This window comes from Pseudomonas sp., assembly GCF_049300855.1.
GTDB lineage: Bacteria > Pseudomonadota > Gammaproteobacteria > Pseudomonadales > Pseudomonadaceae > Aquipseudomonas.
In genome coordinates, this window is record NZ_JBAQKH010000012.1 from 70195 (window position 1) to 90609 (window position 20415).

The following is a 20415-nucleotide window of genomic DNA, read 5'->3' on the forward strand; positions in this document are numbered from 1 at the left end:
TTTTTTCGCGCCAGACGCGCGAATAAAAGACATTCTCAACAGGCATGTTATATTGTTTCAATTCTAAGAATTGGAACAATATAACATGTCGTCTCGAACAAAGGCCTCCCTGCTGGGTTTGAGCCTCGGCCTGCTGGTCGATCCAGCCTTCGCCGAAGAACCCAAACCCCTCGAACTCGACGCCATCAGCGTCATCTCCGACTACGAATCGCCGACCGGCCCGGTCAAGGGCTATCGCGCCACACGCTCGGCCAGCGCGACCAAAACCGACACCGCGATCCGCGATATCCCACAGGCGATCAGCGTGGTGCCGGCCAGCGTGCTCAAGGATCTGGGCAGCACCAGCGTCGAGCGCGCGCTGGATTTTGCCGGCGGCGTGTCGAAGCAAAACAACTTCGGCGGCCTGACCCTTTACGAATACAGCGTGCGCGGTTTCACCACTTCCGAGTTCTACAAAGACGGCTTCAGTGCCAACCGGGGTTATCCGAGCACACCGGATACGGCCAACATCGAGCGCATCGAAGTGCTCAAAGGCCCGGCGGCCAGCCTCTATGGTCGAGGCGATCCCGGCGGCACGGTGAACATCGTCACCAAGAAACCGCAGCCCGAAGCGTTTACCACCCTGCAAACCAGCGCCGGCAGTTGGGACCGCTACCGCACTGCGCTGGACGTCAACACGCCACTTGATGAACAAGGTGATGTGCTTTCGCGGATCAACCTCGCAGTCGAAAATAACAACAGCTTTCGCGATCACGTCGACAGCCAGCGTGTGTTCGTCGCGCCTTCGATCAGTTGGCAATTGAACCCGGACACCTCGCTATTGGTGGAAAGCGAAATCGTCCGCCACAGCTCAACGTTTGATCGCGGCATCGTCGCGCCGAACAACACATGGAGCGGCGTTTCGCGCTCGACCTTCCTTGGCGAACCCAACGACGGCAACATCGACAACCACAACAACCTGCTTCAAGCCACGCTGGAACATCACCTCAACGACAACTGGAAACTGCGCCTGGCCAGCCACTACAAGGAAGGCAAACTCTGGGGCGACGCCTCCGAATCCCGCCCGTTGAACGCCGACGGGCACACCGTCAACCGCCGCTATCGCGAGCGCGATACCAACTGGCACGACAGCATTACCCAACTGGAGCTGCGTGGTCTGTTCGACCTCGGCCCCTGGCAACATGAACTGCTGATCGGCAGCGAATACGAAAACTTCCGCAAGAACGAGCGCGTCACCACCATCGCCGGTGGCCCCTACGCGATCGATATCTATAAGCCGATTTACGGCCAGCCAAAACCCAACGGCGCACGCTCGGGCAGCGACTTCTTCGAACAGGTCGAAAGTCATGCGCTGAACCTGCAGGATCAGATCGTCTTCACCGACAAACTGCGCGGGATGGTCGGCGCGCGTTTCGAGCATTTCGATCAGCACATCGATGATCACAGTCGTAACGCCACGAGCGACCAACGCCACGACGCGCTCACCCAACGTGCCGGTCTGCTCTATCAACTGACGCCGAACACTGGCCTGTTTGCCAACGCCTCGACCTCGTTCAAACCGAACAACGGCCTCGACGCCTCCGGCAAATCCTTCGACCCGGAACAAGGCGTCGGCTACGAAATCGGGATCAAGAACGAGCTGTTCGACGAACGCTTGAGCAGCACCCTCGCCTTCTTCCACATCGACAAGGAAAACGTCCTCGCCCTCGACCCGGCCACCGACACCAGCCGCGCGATGGGCAAGGCGCGCAGTCGCGGCTTTGACCTGCAAGTCACCGGGCAAGTGACTGACGCAGTGCGGCTGATAGGCGCCTTCGCTTACATCGACGCCGAAGTCACCCAGGGCGACGCGGTGATTCCCACTGGTAGCCGCATCCTCGGCGTGGCCAAACGCAGCGGCAGCGTGCTTGGGGTTTATGAGTTTCAGGATGGCCATTTGCGCGGCTCGGACGTCGGCGCTGCGTTCACCTATGTCGGCGACCGCTCGGGAGAATCTGGCAGCGACTTCGAATTGCCGGCTTACCGGACCGTCGACCTGCTGGCGCATTACAAAGCCAGCGACAACGTTACTGTCGGCCTGAACCTCAACAACCTCTTCGACGAAAAGTATTACGAACGCGCCTACAGCAACTACTGGGTCAACCCCGGCGAGCCGCGCAATTTCACTGTCAGCCTGACACTTAATCTGTAAAAGGACGTCACCATGCAATACGGCAAAACCCTTGTGCTCATCGCCGCGCTGTTCGCCGGCCAAGTCTCGGCTCATGGTCTGTGGACCGAACAACGCCGTGGCAATATCGAAGTGGTCTACGGCCATGGCGCTGAAGACAATGCGTTCAAGGCGCAGAAAATCAGCGGCGCCTGGGCCTACGATGCAGCCGGCAAGATGATTCCGGTCAGCGTTGAACGTTTAGCAGATCACGCACGTTTGAAACCGCTGAAGTCGCCTGCGGTGATGGCGGTAGCGCTGAACAACGGCATGTGGTCGCAGACCGCCGACAAGAAGTGGATCAACCAAGGCCGCAGCAAAGTGCCGGGCGCCATTGAGGCAACCGAGACGTTCAAGTACAGCCTGGCGATTTATCAGCCGGGGGCGAAGTTGCCCAAGCTCGATCAGATCAAACTGCTGATTCTGCCGGAGGTTGATCCACTGACCGTTGGGCCGGGCAAATCATTGCCGGTGCGGGTGTTGCTCGATGGCAAACCGGCGGCGGGGGTGAAGTTGATTGGCGACTATCGCAGTGCGCCGAACACGTTGAGCACCGAGACGGATAAGGACGGCCGTGCGCAGGTACTGGTGAGGAATGAAGGGTTGAATGTGATTGCCGCGCAGGTTGAAGTGCCGGTGAAGGACAGTGCGGATGTGGATAGTCGTGGGTTGTTTACCTCACTGACGTTCCTTGGCGAGCCGCATCACGAATAAAAGCACACCCTCACCCCAGCCCTCTCCCGGAGGGAGAGGGAGCCGACCGAGTTGTCTTGTGAGGTACATCGACCTGAAAGACCGAGTCGATTATGGATTCGGTAAAGCACTTTAACGTCGGCGTTACTCTGCAATATCCCCCAATCAGTCCCCTCTCCCTCCGGGAGAGGGCTAGGGTGAGGGGCTTTTGCTTTTAGAGGTCGCCCAGACCGTCGATCAGCGCCTGATTCTGCTCCGGCGTGCCAATCGAAATCCGCAGGAACTGCGCAATCCGCTCCTGCTTGAAGTGCCGTACGATCACGCCCTGCTCACGCAGTTTCGCCGCCAGCCCCGCCGCATCATGCTGCGGATGCCGGGCGAAGATGAAGTTGGCCGCCGACGGCAGCACTTCAAAACCCTTGGCCTGCAACTGCGCAATCACCCATTCACGGCTCTCGATGACCAGACGGCAAGTCTTGTCGAAATACTCGCGATCTTCGAACGCCGCCGCTGCGCCGACAATCGCCAGACGATCCAGTGGATAAGAGTTGAAGCTGTTCTTGATCCGCTCCAGCGCCTCGATCAGATCCGGGTGCCCGACCGCCAGACCCACCCGCAGTCCAGCCAGCGAGCGCGACTTGGACAGCGTCTGCGTCACCAGCAGGTTCGGATAACGGTCCACCAGACTGATCGCCGTTTCGCCGCCGAAGTCGATGTACGCCTCGTCTACGACCACCACCGAATCCGGGCTGGCCTTGAGGATCTGCTCGACCGCTTCCAGCGCCAGCAGGCAACCGGTCGGTGCGTTCGGGTTGGGGAAAATGATCCCGCCGTTCGGCTTGGCGTAGTCGGCCGGATCAATCTGGAACTGTGCGTCCAGTGGCACCGCATCGTATTTGATGCCGTACAAACCACAGTAAACCGGATAGAAGCTGTAGCTGATGTCCGGGAACAGCAGCGGCTGATCATGCTGCAGCAAACCGTGGAAAATGTGCGCGAGCACTTCGTCCGAACCGTTGCCGAGGAACACCTGATTGCTTTGCACGCCGTAGTAGTTGGCGACAGCAGTTTTCAGCAGATCGCTGTTCGGGTCCGGGTACAGGCGCAGGTTGTCATTCAACTCAACCTGCATTGCCGCCAGCGCTTTTGGCGAGGGGCCGTAGGGGTTTTCGTTGGTGTTGAGCTTGACCAGTTTGGTCAGCTTCGGCTGTTCACCCGGCACGTACGGCACCAGATCTTTAACGAACGGGCTCCAGAATTTGCTCATCGCTCAGTTCCCCTGCCCTTTTAGAAAGTCTTCGTCTTTGATGCGGTATTCGGCGCTGCGCGCGTGGGCGCTCAGCGATTCGCCACGGGCTAGCACCGATGCAGTCTTGCCCAGTTCGGAAGCACCGGCTTCAGAGCAGAAGATGATCGACGAACGCTTCTGGAAGTCATACACACCCAGCGGCGAGGAGAAGCGTGCGGTACCGGAAGTCGGCAATACGTGGTTCGGACCTGCGCAGTAATCGCCCAGTGCTTCGGAGGTGTGACGGCCCATGAAGATCGCGCCGGCGTGGCGGATCTGCGGCAGCCAGGCTTGCGGGTCAGCGACCGACAGCTCCAAGTGTTCCGGGGCGATGCGGTTGGCGACTTCGATGGCTTGCGCCATGTCCTTCACGTGAATCAGTGCACCACGGCCGTTGATCGAGGTTTCGATGATGGTCGCGCGGTCCATGGTCGGCAGCAGTTTATCGATGCTGGCGGCGACCTTGTCGAGGAACTCCGCGTCCGGGCTGACCAGAATCGCCTGCGCGTCTTCGTCGTGTTCGGCTTGCGAGAACAGGTCCATGGCGATCCAGTCCGGATCGGTCTGGCCGTCGCACACCACGAGAATTTCCGAAGGGCCGGCGATCATGTCGATACCAACCTGACCGAAGACGTGACGCTTGGCGGTGGCGACGTAGATGTTGCCCGGGCCAACCACCTTATCGACTTTCGGCACGCTTTCGGTGCCGTAGGCCAAAGCCGCGACGGCTTGCGCACCACCGATGGTGAACACGCGGTCAACGCCGGCGATACACGCGGCGGCCAAGACCAGCTCATTGATTTCACCGCGCGGAGTTGGCACAACCATGACCACTTCGGTTACGCCGGCGACCTTGGCCGGAATCGCGTTCATCAACACCGACGACGGGTACGACGCCTTGCCGCCCGGTACGTAAAGGCCGGCGCGATCCAGCGGCGTGACCTTCTGGCCCAGCACCGTACCGTCGGCTTCGGTGTAGCTCCAGGAATCCTGCTTCTGTTTTTCGTGGTAGCTGCGCACGCGGGCGGCGGCTTTTTCCAGTGCTTCGCGCTGTGCCACGGTGATGCGCGTCAGCGCCAGTTCCAGACGCTCGCGCGGCAGGATCAGGTCGGCCATCGAAGCGACTTCGAGGCCGTCGAATTTCTGGGTGAACTCGACCAGCGCCGCGTCACCGCGTTCGCGCACAGCCTTGATGATGTCCAGCACGCGCTGATTGACCGAGTCGTCAGACACACTTTCCCAGCTCAGCAGATGATCCAGATGATGCGCGAAATCCGGGTCAGCAGCGTTGAGTCGGCGAATTGCAGTCGTTGCGGTCATAGCGAGAGCCTCATAGGAATGGCAAAAACTCAGGCGCCCGAAACTATCATTCGATCCGCTTAGGCACCTGAGAATTCTGGCTATGAGGCGGATAGACGGCGCGACCTGGGGTCGCGCAGGTAAATCAGCCGCGGTGTCGCGATTCCACTGCGTTGCGCAGGGTATCGATCAACGCCTGGATTCGGGCGTGTTGCATTTTCATCGAAGCCTTGTTGACCACCAGGCGCGAGCTGATCGTGGCGATCAGTTCCTGAGGTTCCAGGCCGTTGGCGCGCAGGGTGTTGCCGGTGTCGACCACGTCGATGATCTTGTCGGCCAGACCGATCAGCGGTGCCAGTTCCATCGAGCCGTACAGCTTGATGATGTCGACCTGACGGCCCTGCTCGGCGTAGTAACGCTTGGCGACGTTGACGAATTTGGTCGCCACGCGCAGACGGCCCTTGGGCTCAGGCGCGCCGATCTTGCCGGCGGTCATCAGCTTGCACTGGGCGATTTGCAGGTCCAGTGGCTCGTACAGGCCCTGGCCGGTGTATTCCATCAGCACGTCTTTACCGGCAACGCCGAGGTCAGCCGCGCCATGTTCGACATAGGTCGGCACATCGGTGGCGCGCACGATCAGCAGACGAACGTCGTCCTGGGTCGTGGGAATGATCAGCTTGCGGCTCTTGTCCGGATTCTCGGTCGGCACGATGCCCGCTTCGGCGAGAAGCGGCAGGGTGTCGTCAAGGATGCGGCCCTTGGACAGTGCGATGGTCAACATGGGAAACGTCAGTCCTTATCAAGGTACTCATGTCCGGTCGCAATCGGCGCCGGACACACATCGAGCCGGAAACCGGCTCGACTCAAAACAAATTCAGTGGACACGTCCCTGTGTCCCGATGCAGCAATCAGCCCGGAACGCGACGGATCTTGGCGCCCAGCATCTGCAGTTTTTCTTCGATGCACTCGTAACCACGGTCGATGTGGTAGATGCGGTCGATCAGGGTATCGCCTTCGGCAACCAGAGCCGAGATCACCAGGCTGGCCGAAGCACGCAGGTCGGTGGCCATGACTGGCGCGCCCTTGAGGACTTCGGTCCCGGTGACGATGGCGGTGTTGCCTTCGACCTGGATCTTGGCGCCCATGCGGTGCAGTTCGTACACGTGCATGAAACGGTTTTCGAAGATCGTCTCGATCACCGCACCGGTGCCTTCGGCAATGGCATTGAGCGAGATGAACTGCGCTTGCATGTCAGTCGGGAAAGCCGGGTACGGCGCAGTGCGCACGTTGACCGCTTTCGGACGCTTGCCGTGCATGTTCAGCTCGATCCAGTCTTCACCACAGGTGATTTCTGCGCCGGCTTCACGGAGCTTTTCCAGAACCGCTTCGAGGATGGTCGGATCGGTGTCCTTGACCTTGACGCGGCCACCGGTCACGGCAGCAGCGACCAGGTAGGTGCCGGTTTCGATACGGTCAGGCATGACCTTATAGAAAGCCGAACCCAGACGCTCGACGCCATCGATGGTGATGGTGTCGGTACCGGCGCCGGAAACCTTGGCGCCCATGGCGTTGAGGAAGTTCGCCAGGTCAACCACTTCAGGCTCGCGGGCGGCGTTCTGCAGCACGCTGCGGCCCTTGGCCAGAGCAGCGGCCATCATGATGTTTTCGGTACCGGTCACACTGACGGTATCGAAGAAGAAGCTTGCACCGCGAAGGCCACCTTCAGGCGCCTTGGCCTTGATGTAACCGCCTTCGACGTCAATCACCGCACCCATGGCTTCGAGACCACGGATGTGCAGGTCAACCGGACGCGAACCAATGGCGCAACCGCCAGGCAGCGCCACTTCGGCTTCACCGAAACGGGCAACCATCGGGCCCAGCACCAGGATCGACGCACGCATGGTTTTCACCAGTTCGTACGGGGCGATCAGGGTCTTGATGGTGCGTGGGTCGATTTCGACGCTGAGTTTTTCGTCGATCACAGGCTCAATGCCCATGCGACCGAACAGCTCGATCATGGTGGTGATGTCGTGCAGGTGCGGCAGGTTGCCAACGGTCACCGGGCCATCGCACAGCAGCGTGGCCGCCAGGATCGGCAGGGCGGAGTTTTTTGCGCCGGAAATGCGGATCTCGCCATCAAGACGAGCGCCACCGGTAATAATCAATTTATCCATAAGAATCTCGACGCCCTTAGGCTCAGGTGCGCTCGGCCCAGGCCGCGCTGCTGAAAAATTTCATAGTGACCGCATGGATGCTGCCATCGGTGATCCATGGGTTCAAATGGGCATAGATCTGCTGCTGACGCTTCACCGGGCTCAACGCCGCCAGTTCATCGCTAATCACGTTCAGCTGGAAATTGCAGCCTTCGCCCTCAACTTCTACCAACGTTCCGGGCAGCTTTCCTTCAAGGAAGCTCTTCACTTCTACGGCCTGCATGCTCAACCTCAATCGGCGCCCTGTGCGCACGGGTCGGACATCATACAAAAAAGCCCCGCGCCTGCGAACCCCGCATGGCAGGACTCTGACGGGGGGCTTCTTTATTGATGCGGGTTCAGGGTTGCGCCAACAGTTCGGTCAGTTCACTGACCTGAGCGATTTCGCGCATATCTTCGGGCATCGCACGGATGCTTACGGCCTTGCCGGCCGCATTGGCATCGCGCATGAAGCACAGCAGCAACGACAAACCGACGCTGCTGGACTTCTTCACCGCCGAGCAATCAATCACCAGCGACGCAGCCTTGCTGGATTTGATCAGCGTCTGACCTTCCTTGCGCAGGTCAGCACCGGTGCGATAGTCCAGCACTCCGCTGAGCAAGAGCTCGTCGACATCACTCATACGAACTGCGGCCTCACTCATTGCGCTGGCTTCGCGGCAGCTTTGTCGGTTTCTTCTTTGGCCTTGGCGACTTCACCAGCCCAATTGTTGATGGTCTTGTCCAGGTCATTGCCATTGCGCTGCATGGCGTCGGCGAACTGATCACGGAACAGCTTGCCGATGTTGATGCCGTTGATGATCACGTTGCGCAGCTTCCACTCGCCGTTGATCTTCTCAAGCGTGTACTGCACAGGGTAGATCGCGCCGTTGCTGCCTTTTACGGTCATGCCGACGCTGGTGCGATCGCCCGACTCGTCCTTGGCCGGATCAACGGTGATGCCCTGGTTGTTGTACTCGAGCAAGGCGTTACCGTAGAACTGGAACAGGCCTTTCTTGAAGTTTTCCTGGAAGGTCTGCATCTGCGCCGGCGTAGCCTTGCGCGAATACTTGACCGTCATGATGCTCTTGGAAATGCCTTCGGCATCCACCACCGGACCGACGATGGTGTTCAGCGCGGTGTAGAAATCCTGCGGGTCCTGCTTGTACTTCTCTTTGTTGGCCGACAGGTCGGCAAGCATCCGGTTCGTGGTGTCCTGAACCAGATCATGCGCAGACTGTGCCGCCACAGCGTTACCCATCAGTGGCAATGCCGCGAGCAACACCAACAGGCCACGTCGCAAGGTAGAGATCATTCAAAAGCTCCTCATTTGGCGTCTTTGCTAACGGTATTGAGCAGGAATTTACCGATCAGGTCTTCCAGTACCAGTGACGACTGCGTGTCGTGAATGGTTCCACCATCCTTCAGCGGCTTGTCTTCACCGCCGACGCTGATACCGATGTACTTCTCGCCCAGCAGACCAGCGGTCAGGATAGACGCTGTGGAGTCAGTCGGCAGATTGTCGACTTTTTTATCCACTTGCAGGGTCACCCGACCGGTGAAGCTGTCGCGGTCCAGATCGATCGCCGTGACCTTGCCGATGGTCACACCGGCCATGGTCACTTTGGCTCTGACCGTCAAACCGGCGATATTATCGAAGTAGGCATACAATTTATAAGTGTCGGTGGTCGACGTCGGAGACAGGCCACTGACCCGCAACGCAAGCAGTAACAAAGCCAGGATCCCTGCCAGCAGGAACAGGCCGACACCGATTTCCAGGGTGCGGTTTTGCATCAGAAATCTCCAAACATCAAAGCGGTCAGAATAAAGTCCAGGCCGAGCACTGCCAGCGAGGCAAACACTACAGTCTTGGTGGTGGCTCGGCTGATGCCCTCGGAAGTGGGCTCACAGTCATAGCCTTGGAATACGGCGATCCAGGTCACGACAAAGGCGAAAACGATGCTTTTGATGACACCGTTGAGTACATCACTGGTGAAGTTCACGCTGTTCTGCATGTTCGCCCAGTAGGAACCTTCATACACGCCCAGCCAGTCGACAGCCACCCACGAACCGCCCCAGATGCCCACCACGCTGAAAATCATCGCCAGCACCGGCAGGGAAATGAAACCGGCCCACAGGCGCGGAGCAATGATGTACTTGAGCGGATCGACGCCGATCATTTCCAGGCTGGACAGCTGTTCGGTGGATTTCATGTTGCCGATTTCAGCGGTCAGCGCCGAACCGGCACGCCCGGCGAACAACAGTGCGGTCACCACCGGCCCCAGCTCTCGCAGCAAGGTCAGCGCAACCATCTGCCCCACCGCCTGCTCCGAACCGTAGCTCGACAGAATGCTGAAGCCCTGCAGCGCCAGCACCATGCCGATGAAGATCCCGGAAACGACGATGATCACCAGCGACATCACGCCGACCGAATGCAGTTGCTTGACCAACAGGCCAAAACCGCCACTGATACCACCGCGCCCGAGCAAGGCGTGAAACAGGAACAGCGTCGCACGACCGAACACCGCCACGGCGTCGATCGCCGATTCGCCGAACCGGCGTACGCGTTCTATTAATGAAATTCTGCGCATCAGCGCTTCCCCAGAAGATCTGCGCGGTAATCCGTCGCTGGAAAATGGTACGGCACCGGGCCATCGGGGTTACCGGTCATGAACTGACGGATACGTGGTTCGTCCGAATTCATCAGCTCATCCGGCGTGCCCTGCCCCAGCACCTGACCATCACCCACTACATAGATGTAGTCGGCAATGCTCGCGGTTTCGGCGAGGTCGTGGGACACCACGATGCTGGTAATGCCCAGCGCATCGTTGAGCAGACGGATCAGACGCACCAGGACGCCCATGGCGATCGGGTCCTGACCGACGAACGGTTCGTCGTACATGAGGATCTGCGGATCGAGGGCAATGGCCCGGGCCAGGGCCACGCGACGCTTCATGCCACCGGACAGTTCATCAGGCATCAGCTCGATGGCACCGCGCAAACCCACGGCCTGCAATTTGAGCAGGACGATGTCGCGGATCATCTCTTCCGGCAGATCGGTATGAACGCGCAGGGGAAAAGCAACGTTCTCGAAGACATCGAGATCGGTGAACAGCGCGCCGCTCTGAAACAGCACGCCCATGTGCTTGCGCGCATCGAACAGATCACTGCGTGACAGCTTCGGCAGGTTCTGACCGTTGACCCAGACTTCGCCGCTGGAGGGACGCAACTGTGCGCCCATCAACCTCAGCAGTGTGGTCTTGCCACACCCGGAAGGCCCCATGATGCCGGTGACCTTGCCGCGCGGGATGCGGATATCGACGTTATTGAAAATGCTGCGCGCACCGCGCTTGAAGGAGACTCCCTTCAGCTCGACCGCGTAGGCGTTATCGGCACTCATCTAAACTCCTTGCGATGCAGCCTCTCACTCGGACGCCTGGCTTTCCTTGGAAAGCACATACCTCGGAGGCAGGCCGAACTGGCGGCGAACTATATCACTGCAAAGGCCAAGCGCCCAAGGCCTGTACCGGGCTGTGTTCAGCGAGTTGACTGGGTTGCAGGGAGTTTTTCAGGGTTTTGGTTACGAGTAATGACAAAGCACGACGAACTTGCGTGAGGCTTTGCCACATAACCGCTATAATCGCCGCCTTTTCATCGGGCTATACGATTTCTGACATGAGCCAATCCAGCGACCTGATTCAATCGGCACAACGCACCATCCAACTCGAAGTGGAAGCCGTCCAAGGCTTGTTGCCCCATATCGACGCCGATTTCGTACGCGCTTGCGAGATGATTCTGGCCAGCAAGGGCCGTGTGGTCGTAGTCGGCATGGGGAAGTCCGGGCACATTGGCAACAAGATTGCCGCGACCCTGGCCAGCACCGGCACCCCGGCCTTTTTCGTCCATCCGGCCGAGGCCAGCCATGGCGACATGGGCATGATCACCCGCGATGACGTGATTCTGGCCCTGTCGAACTCCGGCTCGACCAACGAAATCGTCACCCTGCTGCCCCTGATCAAGCGTCTGGGCATCCAGCTGATCAGCGTCACCGGCAATCCGCAATCGCCGCTGGCCAAGGCCGCCGAGGTCAATCTCAACGTTCACGTCGAGCACGAGGCCTGCCCATTGAACCTGGCGCCGACCTCCTCGACCACGGCGGCGCTGGTCATGGGCGACGCTCTCGCGGTCGCCCTGCTGGAGGCGCGCGGCTTTACCGCTGAAGACTTCGCGTTCTCGCACCCCGGCGGTGCCCTGGGCCGTCGCCTGCTGCTGAAAGTGGAAAATGTCATGCACGCCGGGCAAGAGTTGCCGCAAGTACAACGCGGCACGTTGCTCAAGGACGCGCTGATGGAAATGACCCGTAAAGGTCTGGGCATGACCGTCATTCTTGAAACTGACGGTAAACTGGCCGGGATCTTCACCGACGGCGACTTGCGCCGCACGCTGGATCGCAGCATCGACATCCGCAGCGCCACCATCGATCAGGTGATGACCGCGCACGGCAAAACCGCCCGGCCCGAGATGCTCGCCGCCGAAGCGCTGAAAATCATGGAAGACCACCGAATCAACGCACTGGTCGTTGTGGATGAAGAAGATCGCCCGGTCGGCGCCTTCAACCTCTCCGATCTGCTGCGCGCAGGAGTGATGTAATGAGCAACGATCTGCTGCAACGCGGCAAAGCGATCAAACTGGCGGTTTTCGACGTCGACGGCGTTCTCACCGACGGTCGCCTGTACTTCCTTGAAGACGGCAGTGAATTCAAGACCTTCAACACGCTCGACGGCCAAGGCATCAAAATGCTGATGAACGCTGGCGTGCAGACCGCTATCATCAGCGGTCGAAAAACACCGGTGGTCGAACGTCGCGCGAAAAACCTGGGGATTCCCCACCTGTTCCAGGGTCGTGAAGACAAATTGGTCGTTCTCGACGGTCTACTTGAGCAACTGGGCCTAAGCTACGAAGAAGTCGCCTACCTCGGTGACGACTTGCCAGACCTGCCGGTGATTCGCCGCGTCGGCCTGGGCATGGCGGTGGCCAATGCGGCTGACTTCGTACGCGAACATGCCCATGGCGTTACCCGCGCCCGTGGCGGCGAAGGTGCCGCCCGCGAATTCTGCGAATTGATCCTGCGCGCCCAGGGCCGCCTCGATGCGGCCAATGCCGCTTACCTTTGAGCGAAACCATGTTTAGCAAAAAATTTCGCAACTTCCTGCTGTTCGGCTGCATCGCGGCGATATTCGCCGCGGTGGGCTACTGGAACATCAGCCCGGAACGCTTCCTCGACAAGCCTCCGGTTTCGTCCGTTGACACCCCTATCGACTGGTATGCGACCAACACGCACACCCTGCAATACCTGCCGGACGGCAAAGTGCAATATGAAATGACCTCCGACAAGGCCGAGCACGTCAAGGCAACCGATATCACCCTGGTGACCAAACCCGACCTGAACATGTACCGCGGAACCGATTTCCCGTGGCACGTGACCAGCGAGCACGGCGAAGTGAACTCCGGTGGTACCCAAGTCGAATTGATCGATTCGGTACGCATCAAGCGCACCGATGAGAAGAACCGCGATCTGCTGGTCACCTCCACGCGCATGACAGTGTTCCCGCAGGAGCAATATGCGCAGACCGAGCAACCCGTTAGAATCGACGGCGCTGGCGGTGTATCGACTGGCGTTGGCATGAAAGCCTACCTGAAGGAAAGCAGGATACACCTGCTATCGAACGTAAGAGGACAGTATGAGGCTCGTTAAAACCCTCCCTATTTTGCTCAGTCTGGGCGCAGCACTGGGAAGCGTGAGCGCCTGGGCTCTGCCGAACGATCAGCAGCAACCTATCCGCATTCAAGCCGACGACGCCCAACTGGACGACAAGAACGGCATCGCCACCTATAAAGGTGATGTGATCATCACCCAGGGTTCGATGATCGTTAAAGGCAACACGGTGACCATCACCCGCACCCCGGCCGGCGATATCGACGTGGTGACGTCGGTAGGCAACCTTGCCTATTTCGAGCAACTGCAAACTCAAGGTGACACCAAGCCTGTACAGGGCTGGGGCGTGACGATCCAGTACCACGCCGCGCAAAACCGCGTTGTGCTGATCGACAAGGCCAAGGTAGTCGACAAGGACAACAACACGACTCAAGGCGAGAAAATCGTCTATGACACCGTGAAGAAACTCGCCAGCGCCGGTCGCGCTACCGGCAGCAAGGTCACCGAGGCGCGTCCGCGCATCGACATGGTGATCCAGCCGAAGAAGAAAACCGAAGAGAAAACCCAGTAATGGCAACTCTGAAAGCTCAGCACCTGGCCAAGGCCTATAAAAGCCGCCAGGTCGTGCGTGACGTCAGCCTGTCGATCGACAGCGGCCAGATCGTCGGCCTGCTTGGCCCGAACGGTGCCGGCAAGACCACGTGCTTCTACATGATCGTCGGCCTGGTACAGGCCGATCAGGGCCGCGTGCTGATCGACGATCTGGACGTCAGCCACCAGCCGATGCACGGTCGTGCCAAGGCCGGTATCGGCTATCTGCCGCAAGAAGCGTCGATCTTCCGCAAACTGTCGGTGGCCGACAACATCATGGCCATCCTCGAGACCCGTCAGGAACTCGACAAGGCTGGCCGTCGCAAGGAGCTGGAAAGCCTGCTGCAGGAATTCCACATCAGCCACATCCGCGACAACCTCGGCATGAGCCTGTCCGGTGGTGAACGCCGCCGGGTGGAAATCGCTCGCGCTCTGGCGACTGCACCGAAATTCATCCTGCTCGACGAACCATTCGCCGGTGTCGACCCGATCTCGGTCGGCGACATCAAGCAGATCATCCACCACCTCAAGGCCAAAGGCATCGGTGTGCTGATCACCGACCACAACGTCCGCGAGACGCTGGATATCTGCGAAACCGCTTACATCGTCAACGACGGTCAGTTGATTGCCGAGGGCGATGCAGAGACCATCCTGGCCAACGATCTGGTCAAGGAAGTGTATCTGGGCCACGAATTCCGCCTGTAAGCGCGACAGTGCCCGGTGCGCCGCCAGGGCGCTGTATCGATTCAAGCAGGATTTAATACGCTTTAATTGTTACAGCGCTCTAGGCAAACACTTCAGTTTCAGGCATATAATTTGCTTAAGTTTGGCGCTTCGGCGCCCTGTAGTGGATGGCGCATAGCGCCGGCGAATAAGGTGTTAAGCCCCTGCCATGAAACCATCGCTAGTCTTGAGAATGGGCCAGCAGCTGACGATGACACCGCAGCTGCAACAGGCCATCCGCCTGCTCCAATTGTCGACCCTGGATCTGCAACAGGAAATCCAGGAGGCTCTGGAATCCAATCCGATGCTCGAACGCCAGGAAGAAGGCGAAGACTTCGACAATTCCGACCCTTTGGCCGACAACGCCGAGCAGAAGCCCAACACCGAAATCCAGGAACCCTCGTATCAGGAAACCGCGCCGACGGTGGACAACCTCGAGGAAGGTGACTGGAGCGAGCGTATCCCCAACGAACTTCCAGTCGATACCGCGTGGGAAGACGTCTACCAGACCAGCGCCAGCAGCCTGCCCAGCAGCGATGACGACGAATGGGACTTCACCACCCGCACCTCCGCTGGCGAAAGCCTGCAAAGCCATTTGCTCTGGCAACTGAACCTCGCACCGATGTCCGACACCGATCGCCTGATCGCCGTGACCCTGATCGATTGCATCAACAATCAGGGCTACCTGGACGAAAGCCTCGAAGAAATCCTCGAAGCGTTCGACCCGGAACTGGACATCGAACTGGACGAAATCGAAGCCGTCCTGCACCGCATCCAGCAATTTGAACCAGCCGGCATCGGCGCACGCAATCTTAGCGAATGCCTGTTGCTGCAATTACGCCAGCTGTCGGCCAAGACGCCTTGGCTGGCGGAAGCCAAACGTCTGGTCAGCGATTACATCGACCTGCTCGGCAGCCGTGACTACAGCCAGTTGATGCGCCGCATGAAGCTCAAGGAAGATGAGCTGCGTCAGGTCATCGAACTGGTGCAGAGCCTCAATCCGCGCCCGGGTTCGCAGATCGAATCCACTGAAGCCGAGTACGTCGTCCCCGACGTCATCGTGCGCAAGGACAACGAACGCTGGCTGGTCGAGCTCAATCAGGAATCGGTGCCGCGCCTGCGCGTCAACGCCCAGTACGCCGGTTTCGTCCGTCGCGCCGATACCAGCGCCGACAACACCTTCATGCGCAATCAATTGCAGGAAGCCCGCTGGTTCATCAAGAGCCTGCAGAGCCGCAACGAAACCCTGATGAAAGTTGCCACCCAGATCGTCGAGCATCAGCGCGGTTTTTTGGAGTACGGCGACGAAGCAATGAAACCGCTGGTCCTGCACGACATCGCCGAAGCGGTCGGCATGCACGAATCGACGATTTCGCGGGTGACCACGCAGAAGTTCATGCATACCCCGCGCGGTATTTATGAGCTGAAATACTTTTTCTCCAGCCACGTCAGCACCTCCGAAGGCGGCGAATGCTCGTCCACGGCGATCCGCGCGATCATCAAAAAACTGGTTGCCGCGGAAAATCAGAAAAAGCCGTTGAGTGACAGCAAGATCGCTGGTTTACTGGAGGCACAAGGCATTCAGGTGGCTCGCCGCACCGTCGCCAAGTACCGCGAATCCCTCGGGATCGCGCCTTCGAGCGAACGCAAGCGGTTGATGTAAGCCACGTTACAGCGTTCCAGTGGCAGGCTATCCAGCCTGCCGCTTTATGCACTGGCAACGAAGGAGAAGCTGTATGCAAGTCAACATCAGTGGACACCAACTGGAAGTGACCCAACCTCTGCGTTCCTATATCGAGGAAAAACTCCAACGACTGGAGCGACATTTCGACAAGATCACCAACGTGCAAGTCACGATGTGCGTCGAAAAGCTGAAGCAGAAAATCGAAGCCACCTTGCATATTCCCGGCAGCGAAGTGGTCGCCAACGCAGAAGATACTGATATGTACGCTGCGATCGACTCACTCACCGACAAGCTGGATCGCCAACTCAAAAAGCATAAGGAAAAGACCCAGAGCCTCCTCCAGGGCGCTACCGGTCGTTAACACCCCTAACCCATGATCCGACTTGAAACCATCCTGACCCCCGGCCGTTCCCTGGTGAACGTGCCGGGCGGCAGTAAAAAGAAAGCCCTCGAACAAATTGCCAACCTGATCGCCCGCGAAGTGCCGGATCTGGAGATGCAAGATGTCTTCGAGGCATTGATTGCCCGTGAAAAACTCGGTTCCACCGGTTTTGGCAACGGCATCGCCATTCCTCACTGCCGCCTCAAGGGTTGCGAAGCCCCTATCAGCGCGCTGATGCACCTTGAAGCCCCCATCGATTTCGACGCCATCGACGGCGCACCTGTTGACCTGCTGTTTGTACTGCTGGTCCCGGAAGCCGCCACCGATGCGCACCTGGAGTTGCTGCGTCAGATCGCGAGCATGCTCGACCGCAAGGAGGTGCGTGAAAAACTGCGCAGCGCTGCGAGCAACGAAGCCTTGTATCAGGTTGTCCTGGACGAGCAGAACGGGCACTAATCATGCGCTTGATCATCGTCAGCGGCCGTTCCGGCTCAGGTAAAAGTACGGCTCTGGATGTCCTTGAGGACAACGGTTACTACTGCATCGACAACCTGCCGGCCGGCTTGCTGCCGGAACTGGCCGAACGCGCGCTGATTCACACGGAACTGGCGCAGCCGCTGGTGGCCGTGTCTATCGATGCGCGCAACCTGCCAAGCCATCTGACCCGGTTTCCCGAACTGCTTGAAGACGTCCGCAGCAAGCACATCCAGTGCGATGTGCTGTATCTGGATGCCGACGAGGAAACCCTGCTCAAGCGTTTCTCCGAAACCCGCCGTCGTCACCCGCTGAGCAACGCCAATCGCTCGCTGGCCGAGGCGATCGAGGATGAAACCGCCCTGCTCGGCCCGATCGCCGACCTCGCCGACCTGAAGATCAACACCACCAATCTGAACCTGTACCAGTTGCGCGATACCATCAAGCTGCGCCTGCTGAATCAGCCAGAGCCGGGCACGGCGTTTCTGGTCGAATCATTCGGCTTCAAGCGTGGTATGCCGGTGGATGCGGACCTGGTGTTCGACGTGCGCTGCCTGCCCAATCCGTACTGGAAACCGGAGCTGCGCGCGCAATCGGGTCTTGATGCGCCAGTGGCCGAATACCTGGCCGCACAGCCGGAAGTTGAAGAAATGTTCCAGGACATCTTCACCTACCTGCACAAGTGGCTGCCACGTTTCGCCGCCAGCAACCGTGCCTACGTCACCATTGCCATTGGCTGCACCGGCGGGCATCACCGCTCCGTCTACCTGACCGAACGTCTGGGTCAGGCCCTGCAGAAAACCCTGAAGAACGTCCAGGTTCGCCACCGCGACCTCACTTAAAGGATTCACACCGCGATGCCTGCTCTGGAAATCGAAATCATCAACAAACTGGGCCTGCATGCCCGTGCGTCGGCCAAGTTCGTTGGCGTGGCCGGGCAGTATCCGGATTGCACGATCAGAGTGGGTCGCACGCCGGAAACTACCGTCGATGGCAAAAGCATCATGGCGATGATGATGCTCGCGGCAGGCAAGGGCACCAAGATCTATCTGAGCACTGAAGGGCATCAGGAACAGGAAGCGCTGGATGCGCTGGTGGCGTTGATCAACAACTATTTCGACGAGGGCGGTTGATCCGCCGGTGAGGGAGCTTGCTCCCTCCCCCCTTTAACCCAACGCTGTATCCATCACCATCATCAGACAAAACCCGATCAACAGGCCAAGGCTGGCCAGCTTGTCGTGACCGTGACGTCGTGATTCCGGGATGACCTCGTGAGTCACCACCAGCAACATCGCCCCCGCCGCCAGTGCCAGTCCCAATGGCAACAATACCTGCGCCAGACTGACCAGCCAGGCACACACCAGCGCAAACACCGGCTCGACCAGACCTGATGCCGCACCGATCAGGAACGCCTTGACCCGCGACATCCCTGCCCCGGCCAATACCAAGGCAATCACCAGACCTTCCGGCACATCCTGCAGTGCGATGCCCATGGCCAGACTGTCCGCATCCGGCATGCCACCGCCGGCAGACACGCCGACAGCCATGCCTTCCGGGATGTTATGGGCAATGATGGCAAAGACGAACAGCCAGATTCGCGGCGCAATCACCGGATGCTCGGGCGTGCCCACGAGCATTTCCGGCGTGGCTGCGGACAACTGACGATCGACCAGATACAGCCCGAATGCTCCGAGCATGATGCCGAAGCAAATCAGGCCACTGGATGCCCACGCTGTCAGGCCCAGGCTTTCGGCGGCAGCGATGCCCGGCACGATCAGCGAAAACGCCGTCGCCGCCAGCATCACCCCCGCGCCAAACCCCAGCAACGTATCGCTGAGCGCTTGCGGCATGTGCCGAATCACCAACACCGGGACAGCGCCAAGCGCCGTGCCGAGGGCGCAGATCGCGCCGCCCTGCAACGCCCGCGACATTCTCGGTTGCAGATTCAGCCATTCCAGTCCGTGGGCAACCAGCAACGTCATGCCCGCCAACAGCAATAGCGATCCCACTGCGTAACGAAACATACGCCCACTTCCGATCGCCAGTGTTTCAGTGCCCATAGTCAGCCTTGGATTGTTTTTATAGAAGACTTAAACCAGTGCGGCCTGATAGCGCGCAGCAACTTCAGGCCAATTGATCACGTTGTAGAACGCGTTGATGTATTCCGGGCGGCGGTTCTGATAGCGCAGGTAGTAGGCGTGCTCCCAGACGTCGAGACCGAGAATCGGCGTATTGCCGTTCATCAACGGGCTGTCCTGGTTGCCGCTGCTTTCCACGATCAGCTTCTTCTGCGGGGTCACGCTGAGCCAGGCCCAGCCGCTGCCGAAGCGAGTCAGTGCGGCTTTGGTGAAGGCTTCCTTGAAACTGTCGAGGCCGCCCAGTTGCTCATCAATTGCCTTGGCCAGCGCGCCATCCGGTTTGCCGCCACCGCCTGGCACCATCACTTCCCAGAACAGCGAGTGGTTGGCGTGACCGCCACCCTGATTGATCACCGCCGCGCGGAGCTTTTCCGGCAGCGCCTTGACGCTGGCGACGAGTTTTTCCACCGGCCATTCAGCGTACTCAGTGCCTTCTACGGCGGCGTTGAGGTTGTTGATGTAGGTCTGGTGATGTTTGGTGTAGTGAATCTCCATGGTCTGCGCATCGATGTGCGGTTCCAGGGCATCGTAGGCGTAAGGCAAGGCAGGCAGGGTAAAAGCCATTTCAATGGACTCCATGGTGATGTGGGGCAGGCGCGCGGCGCGCATTGCCGGTATCGGGGTGCAGCAGACGCTGAGTGCGCGGGTATTCGCCGTGTTCGCTGATGAAATTCAGCAGCTCGACGTAGGTCTTGCTGCTCTGGCGCAGCGCCGCTTCCCGCAGCGCCGGGCGCAGGCGCTCGTCCTGCATGGTCTGCAACAGCCGCTGGTGGATCGCGCAAAGGTATTCGGCGCTCTCCTCCGGCTGATTCAGGCGCAGGTGCAAATCCGCGAGGTTGTGGTGGGAGATGACGCAGGCCGCCACCGCTTCGTCAGCATCTGCCCAGCGCTCGTACAACACTTGCGCCAAGGCCAGGGCTTGCAGGTAAGCCTCACGGGCGTCGATCAATTCGCCGAGCATGAAGCAGCGATTGGCCCGTTCGATCGTGCGTTTCCAGTGCTCCATGGTGAGCCTCCAAAGCGGTT

General features: G+C 59.3%; 25 protein-coding genes. 12 read left to right on the forward strand and 13 right to left on the reverse strand.

Going from position 1 to position 20415, the window contains the following annotated elements:
• Positions 1-85: 85 nt before the first annotated feature.
• The gene (locus tag WA225_RS03520; RefSeq protein ID WP_422606900.1) at positions 86-2191 is read left to right on the forward strand and encodes a TonB-dependent siderophore receptor; all 2106 of its coding nucleotides are present in this window, start codon (positions 86-88) and stop codon (positions 2189-2191) included.
• A 12-nt stretch (positions 2192-2203) separates the two neighbouring features.
• On the forward strand, positions 2204-2923 hold the full coding sequence (locus WA225_RS03525) for a DUF4198 domain-containing protein (protein ID WP_422606901.1): 720 nt from the start codon (positions 2204-2206) through the stop codon (positions 2921-2923).
• A 193-nt stretch (positions 2924-3116) separates the two neighbouring features.
• Here WA225_RS03525 and hisC read toward each other — a convergent pair whose 3' ends face one another.
• From hisC to WA225_RS03575, 10 genes are all read right to left on the reverse strand, one after another.
• Positions 3117-4169, reverse strand: coding sequence for a histidinol-phosphate transaminase (gene hisC / locus WA225_RS03530; RefSeq protein ID WP_422606902.1), 1053 nt, complete (start codon positions 4167-4169; stop codon positions 3117-3119).
• Between the two features lie 3 nt (positions 4170-4172).
• The gene (gene hisD / locus WA225_RS03535; RefSeq protein WP_422606903.1) at positions 4173-5510 is read right to left on the reverse strand and encodes a histidinol dehydrogenase; all 1338 of its coding nucleotides are present in this window, start codon (positions 5508-5510) and stop codon (positions 4173-4175) included.
• A gap of 124 nt (positions 5511-5634) precedes the next feature.
• Entirely contained in the window at positions 5635-6270 is a 636-nt protein-coding gene (gene hisG / locus WA225_RS03540; protein ID WP_007912384.1) for an ATP phosphoribosyltransferase, read from the reverse strand.
• Positions 6271-6397: 127 nt separating this feature from the next.
• Positions 6398-7663, reverse strand: coding sequence for a UDP-N-acetylglucosamine 1-carboxyvinyltransferase (gene murA, locus WA225_RS03545; RefSeq protein ID WP_016984147.1), 1266 nt, complete (start codon positions 7661-7663; stop codon positions 6398-6400).
• Positions 7664-7685: 22 nt separating this feature from the next.
• Positions 7686-7925 carry a BolA family protein gene (locus WA225_RS03550; RefSeq protein ID WP_007912386.1) on the reverse strand — a complete coding sequence of 80 codons (240 nt, stop codon included), beginning with the start codon at positions 7923-7925 and terminating at the stop codon, positions 7686-7688.
• 115 nt (positions 7926-8040) lie between these two features.
• Positions 8041-8346, reverse strand: coding sequence for an STAS domain-containing protein (locus tag WA225_RS03555; RefSeq protein WP_422606904.1), 306 nt, complete (start codon positions 8344-8346; stop codon positions 8041-8043).
• Entirely contained in the window at positions 8343-8996 is a 654-nt protein-coding gene (locus WA225_RS03560) for an MlaC/ttg2D family ABC transporter substrate-binding protein (protein ID WP_422606905.1), read from the reverse strand. The genes WA225_RS03555 and WA225_RS03560 overlap by 4 nt, the downstream gene beginning before the upstream one ends.
• Before the next feature lie 11 nt (positions 8997-9007).
• The gene (gene mlaD, locus WA225_RS03565) at positions 9008-9475 is read right to left on the reverse strand and encodes an outer membrane lipid asymmetry maintenance protein MlaD (protein WP_007912400.1); all 468 of its coding nucleotides are present in this window, start codon (positions 9473-9475) and stop codon (positions 9008-9010) included.
• A complete protein-coding gene (gene mlaE / locus WA225_RS03570) occupies positions 9475-10272 on the reverse strand; it encodes a lipid asymmetry maintenance ABC transporter permease subunit MlaE (RefSeq protein ID WP_064119368.1) in 798 nt (265 codons plus the stop codon). The genes mlaD and mlaE overlap by 1 nt, the downstream gene beginning before the upstream one ends.
• A complete protein-coding gene (locus WA225_RS03575) occupies positions 10272-11081 on the reverse strand; it encodes an ATP-binding cassette domain-containing protein (protein WP_064119367.1) in 810 nt (269 codons plus the stop codon). Before WA225_RS03575 ends, mlaE begins: the two co-directional genes overlap by 1 nt.
• A 275-nt stretch (positions 11082-11356) precedes the next feature.
• Here WA225_RS03575 and WA225_RS03580 point away from each other — a divergent pair, with 275 nt between their 5' ends.
• From WA225_RS03580 to WA225_RS03625, 10 genes are all read left to right on the forward strand, one after another.
• Complete coding sequence (locus WA225_RS03580; RefSeq protein ID WP_007912405.1) at positions 11357-12331, forward strand: KpsF/GutQ family sugar-phosphate isomerase; 975 nt, start codon at positions 11357-11359, stop codon at positions 12329-12331.
• A complete protein-coding gene (locus WA225_RS03585) occupies positions 12331-12855 on the forward strand; it encodes a KdsC family phosphatase (RefSeq protein WP_007912407.1) in 525 nt (174 codons plus the stop codon). Before WA225_RS03580 ends, WA225_RS03585 begins: the two co-directional genes overlap by 1 nt.
• A gap of 8 nt (positions 12856-12863) precedes the next feature.
• Positions 12864-13436, forward strand: coding sequence for an LPS export ABC transporter periplasmic protein LptC (lptC, locus tag WA225_RS03590; RefSeq protein WP_422606906.1), 573 nt, complete (start codon positions 12864-12866; stop codon positions 13434-13436).
• Positions 13423-13968: a lipopolysaccharide transport periplasmic protein LptA gene (lptA, locus tag WA225_RS03595; protein WP_422606907.1), complete on the forward strand. Its 546-nt coding sequence runs from the start codon at positions 13423-13425 to the stop codon at positions 13966-13968. The genes lptC and lptA overlap by 14 nt, the downstream gene beginning before the upstream one ends.
• Positions 13968-14693: an LPS export ABC transporter ATP-binding protein gene (lptB, locus tag WA225_RS03600; RefSeq protein ID WP_008085069.1), complete on the forward strand. Its 726-nt coding sequence runs from the start codon at positions 13968-13970 to the stop codon at positions 14691-14693. The genes lptA and lptB overlap by 1 nt, the downstream gene beginning before the upstream one ends.
• Before the next feature lie 187 nt (positions 14694-14880).
• Positions 14881-16374 (forward strand): RNA polymerase factor sigma-54, encoded by a 1494-nt coding sequence (locus tag WA225_RS03605; protein WP_422606908.1) that lies wholly within the window; start codon positions 14881-14883, stop codon positions 16372-16374.
• Positions 16375-16447: 73 nt separating this feature from the next.
• On the forward strand, positions 16448-16756 hold the full coding sequence (hpf, locus tag WA225_RS03610; protein ID WP_007912419.1) for a ribosome hibernation-promoting factor, HPF/YfiA family: 309 nt from the start codon (positions 16448-16450) through the stop codon (positions 16754-16756).
• A 12-nt stretch (positions 16757-16768) separates the two neighbouring features.
• Positions 16769-17233 (forward strand): PTS IIA-like nitrogen regulatory protein PtsN, encoded by a 465-nt coding sequence (gene ptsN / locus WA225_RS03615; protein WP_422606909.1) that lies wholly within the window; start codon positions 16769-16771, stop codon positions 17231-17233.
• A gap of 2 nt (positions 17234-17235) precedes the next feature.
• Entirely contained in the window at positions 17236-18093 is an 858-nt protein-coding gene (rapZ, locus tag WA225_RS03620) for an RNase adapter RapZ (protein WP_422606910.1), read from the forward strand.
• Between the two features lie 15 nt (positions 18094-18108).
• A complete protein-coding gene (locus tag WA225_RS03625; RefSeq protein WP_008085079.1) occupies positions 18109-18384 on the forward strand; it encodes an HPr family phosphocarrier protein in 276 nt (91 codons plus the stop codon).
• 33 nt (positions 18385-18417) lie between these two features.
• Here WA225_RS03625 and WA225_RS03630 read toward each other — a convergent pair whose 3' ends face one another.
• From WA225_RS03630 to WA225_RS03640, 3 genes are read right to left on the reverse strand one after another with little or no spacing between them, the layout of a single operon-like run.
• Positions 18418-19311: a ZIP family metal transporter gene (locus WA225_RS03630; protein WP_422606911.1), complete on the reverse strand. Its 894-nt coding sequence runs from the start codon at positions 19309-19311 to the stop codon at positions 18418-18420.
• Positions 19312-19341: 30 nt separating this feature from the next.
• Positions 19342-19953 (reverse strand): superoxide dismutase, encoded by a 612-nt coding sequence (locus tag WA225_RS03635; protein ID WP_422606912.1) that lies wholly within the window; start codon positions 19951-19953, stop codon positions 19342-19344.
• 1 nt (position 19954) lies between these two features.
• A complete protein-coding gene (locus WA225_RS03640) occupies positions 19955-20395 on the reverse strand; it encodes a hypothetical protein (RefSeq protein WP_008085084.1) in 441 nt (146 codons plus the stop codon).
• Between the last annotated feature and the right edge of the window lie 20 nt (positions 20396-20415).

Excerpts from the sequence above, each read along its gene's own strand:
- WA225_RS03605 (WP_422606908.1), top strand. The coding sequence starts at position 14,881 with ATGAAACCATCGCTAGTCTTGAGAATGGGCCAGCAGCTGACGATGACA.
- WA225_RS03560 (WP_422606905.1), bottom strand. The coding sequence starts at position 8,996 with ATGATCTCTACCTTGCGACGTGGCCTGTTGGTGTTGCTCGCGGCATTG.
- WA225_RS03575 (WP_064119367.1), bottom strand. The coding sequence starts at position 11,081 with ATGAGTGCCGATAACGCCTACGCGGTCGAGCTGAAGGGAGTCTCCTTC.
- ptsN (WP_422606909.1), top strand. The coding sequence starts at position 16,769 with ATGATCCGACTTGAAACCATCCTGACCCCCGGCCGTTCCCTGGTGAAC.
- murA (WP_016984147.1), bottom strand. The coding sequence starts at position 7,663 with ATGGATAAATTGATTATTACCGGTGGCGCTCGTCTTGATGGCGAGATC.
- mlaD (WP_007912400.1), bottom strand. The coding sequence starts at position 9,475 with ATGCAAAACCGCACCCTGGAAATCGGTGTCGGCCTGTTCCTGCTGGCA.
- WA225_RS03630 (WP_422606911.1), bottom strand. The coding sequence starts at position 19,311 with ATGGGCACTGAAACACTGGCGATCGGAAGTGGGCGTATGTTTCGTTAC.
- WA225_RS03625 (WP_008085079.1), top strand. The coding sequence starts at position 18,109 with ATGCCTGCTCTGGAAATCGAAATCATCAACAAACTGGGCCTGCATGCC.
- WA225_RS03555 (WP_422606904.1), bottom strand. The coding sequence starts at position 8,346 with ATGAGTGAGGCCGCAGTTCGTATGAGTGATGTCGACGAGCTCTTGCTC.
- lptB (WP_008085069.1), top strand. The coding sequence starts at position 13,968 with ATGGCAACTCTGAAAGCTCAGCACCTGGCCAAGGCCTATAAAAGCCGC.
- lptA (WP_422606907.1), top strand. The coding sequence starts at position 13,423 with ATGAGGCTCGTTAAAACCCTCCCTATTTTGCTCAGTCTGGGCGCAGCA.
- hpf (WP_007912419.1), top strand. The coding sequence starts at position 16,448 with ATGCAAGTCAACATCAGTGGACACCAACTGGAAGTGACCCAACCTCTG.
- hisC (WP_422606902.1), bottom strand. The coding sequence starts at position 4,169 with ATGAGCAAATTCTGGAGCCCGTTCGTTAAAGATCTGGTGCCGTACGTG.
- WA225_RS03525 (WP_422606901.1), top strand. The coding sequence starts at position 2,204 with ATGCAATACGGCAAAACCCTTGTGCTCATCGCCGCGCTGTTCGCCGGC.
- hisD (WP_422606903.1), bottom strand. The coding sequence starts at position 5,510 with ATGACCGCAACGACTGCAATTCGCCGACTCAACGCTGCTGACCCGGAT.
- lptC (WP_422606906.1), top strand. The coding sequence starts at position 12,864 with ATGTTTAGCAAAAAATTTCGCAACTTCCTGCTGTTCGGCTGCATCGCG.
- hisG (WP_007912384.1), bottom strand. The coding sequence starts at position 6,270 with ATGTTGACCATCGCACTGTCCAAGGGCCGCATCCTTGACGACACCCTG.
- rapZ (WP_422606910.1), top strand. The coding sequence starts at position 17,236 with ATGCGCTTGATCATCGTCAGCGGCCGTTCCGGCTCAGGTAAAAGTACG.
- mlaE (WP_064119368.1), bottom strand. The coding sequence starts at position 10,272 with ATGCGCAGAATTTCATTAATAGAACGCGTACGCCGGTTCGGCGAATCG.
- WA225_RS03520 (WP_422606900.1), top strand. The coding sequence starts at position 86 with ATGTCGTCTCGAACAAAGGCCTCCCTGCTGGGTTTGAGCCTCGGCCTG.
- WA225_RS03580 (WP_007912405.1), top strand. The coding sequence starts at position 11,357 with ATGAGCCAATCCAGCGACCTGATTCAATCGGCACAACGCACCATCCAA.
- WA225_RS03585 (WP_007912407.1), top strand. The coding sequence starts at position 12,331 with ATGAGCAACGATCTGCTGCAACGCGGCAAAGCGATCAAACTGGCGGTT.
- WA225_RS03550 (WP_007912386.1), bottom strand. The coding sequence starts at position 7,925 with ATGCAGGCCGTAGAAGTGAAGAGCTTCCTTGAAGGAAAGCTGCCCGGA.
- WA225_RS03640 (WP_008085084.1), bottom strand. The coding sequence starts at position 20,395 with ATGGAGCACTGGAAACGCACGATCGAACGGGCCAATCGCTGCTTCATG.
- WA225_RS03635 (WP_422606912.1), bottom strand. The coding sequence starts at position 19,953 with ATGGCTTTTACCCTGCCTGCCTTGCCTTACGCCTACGATGCCCTGGAA.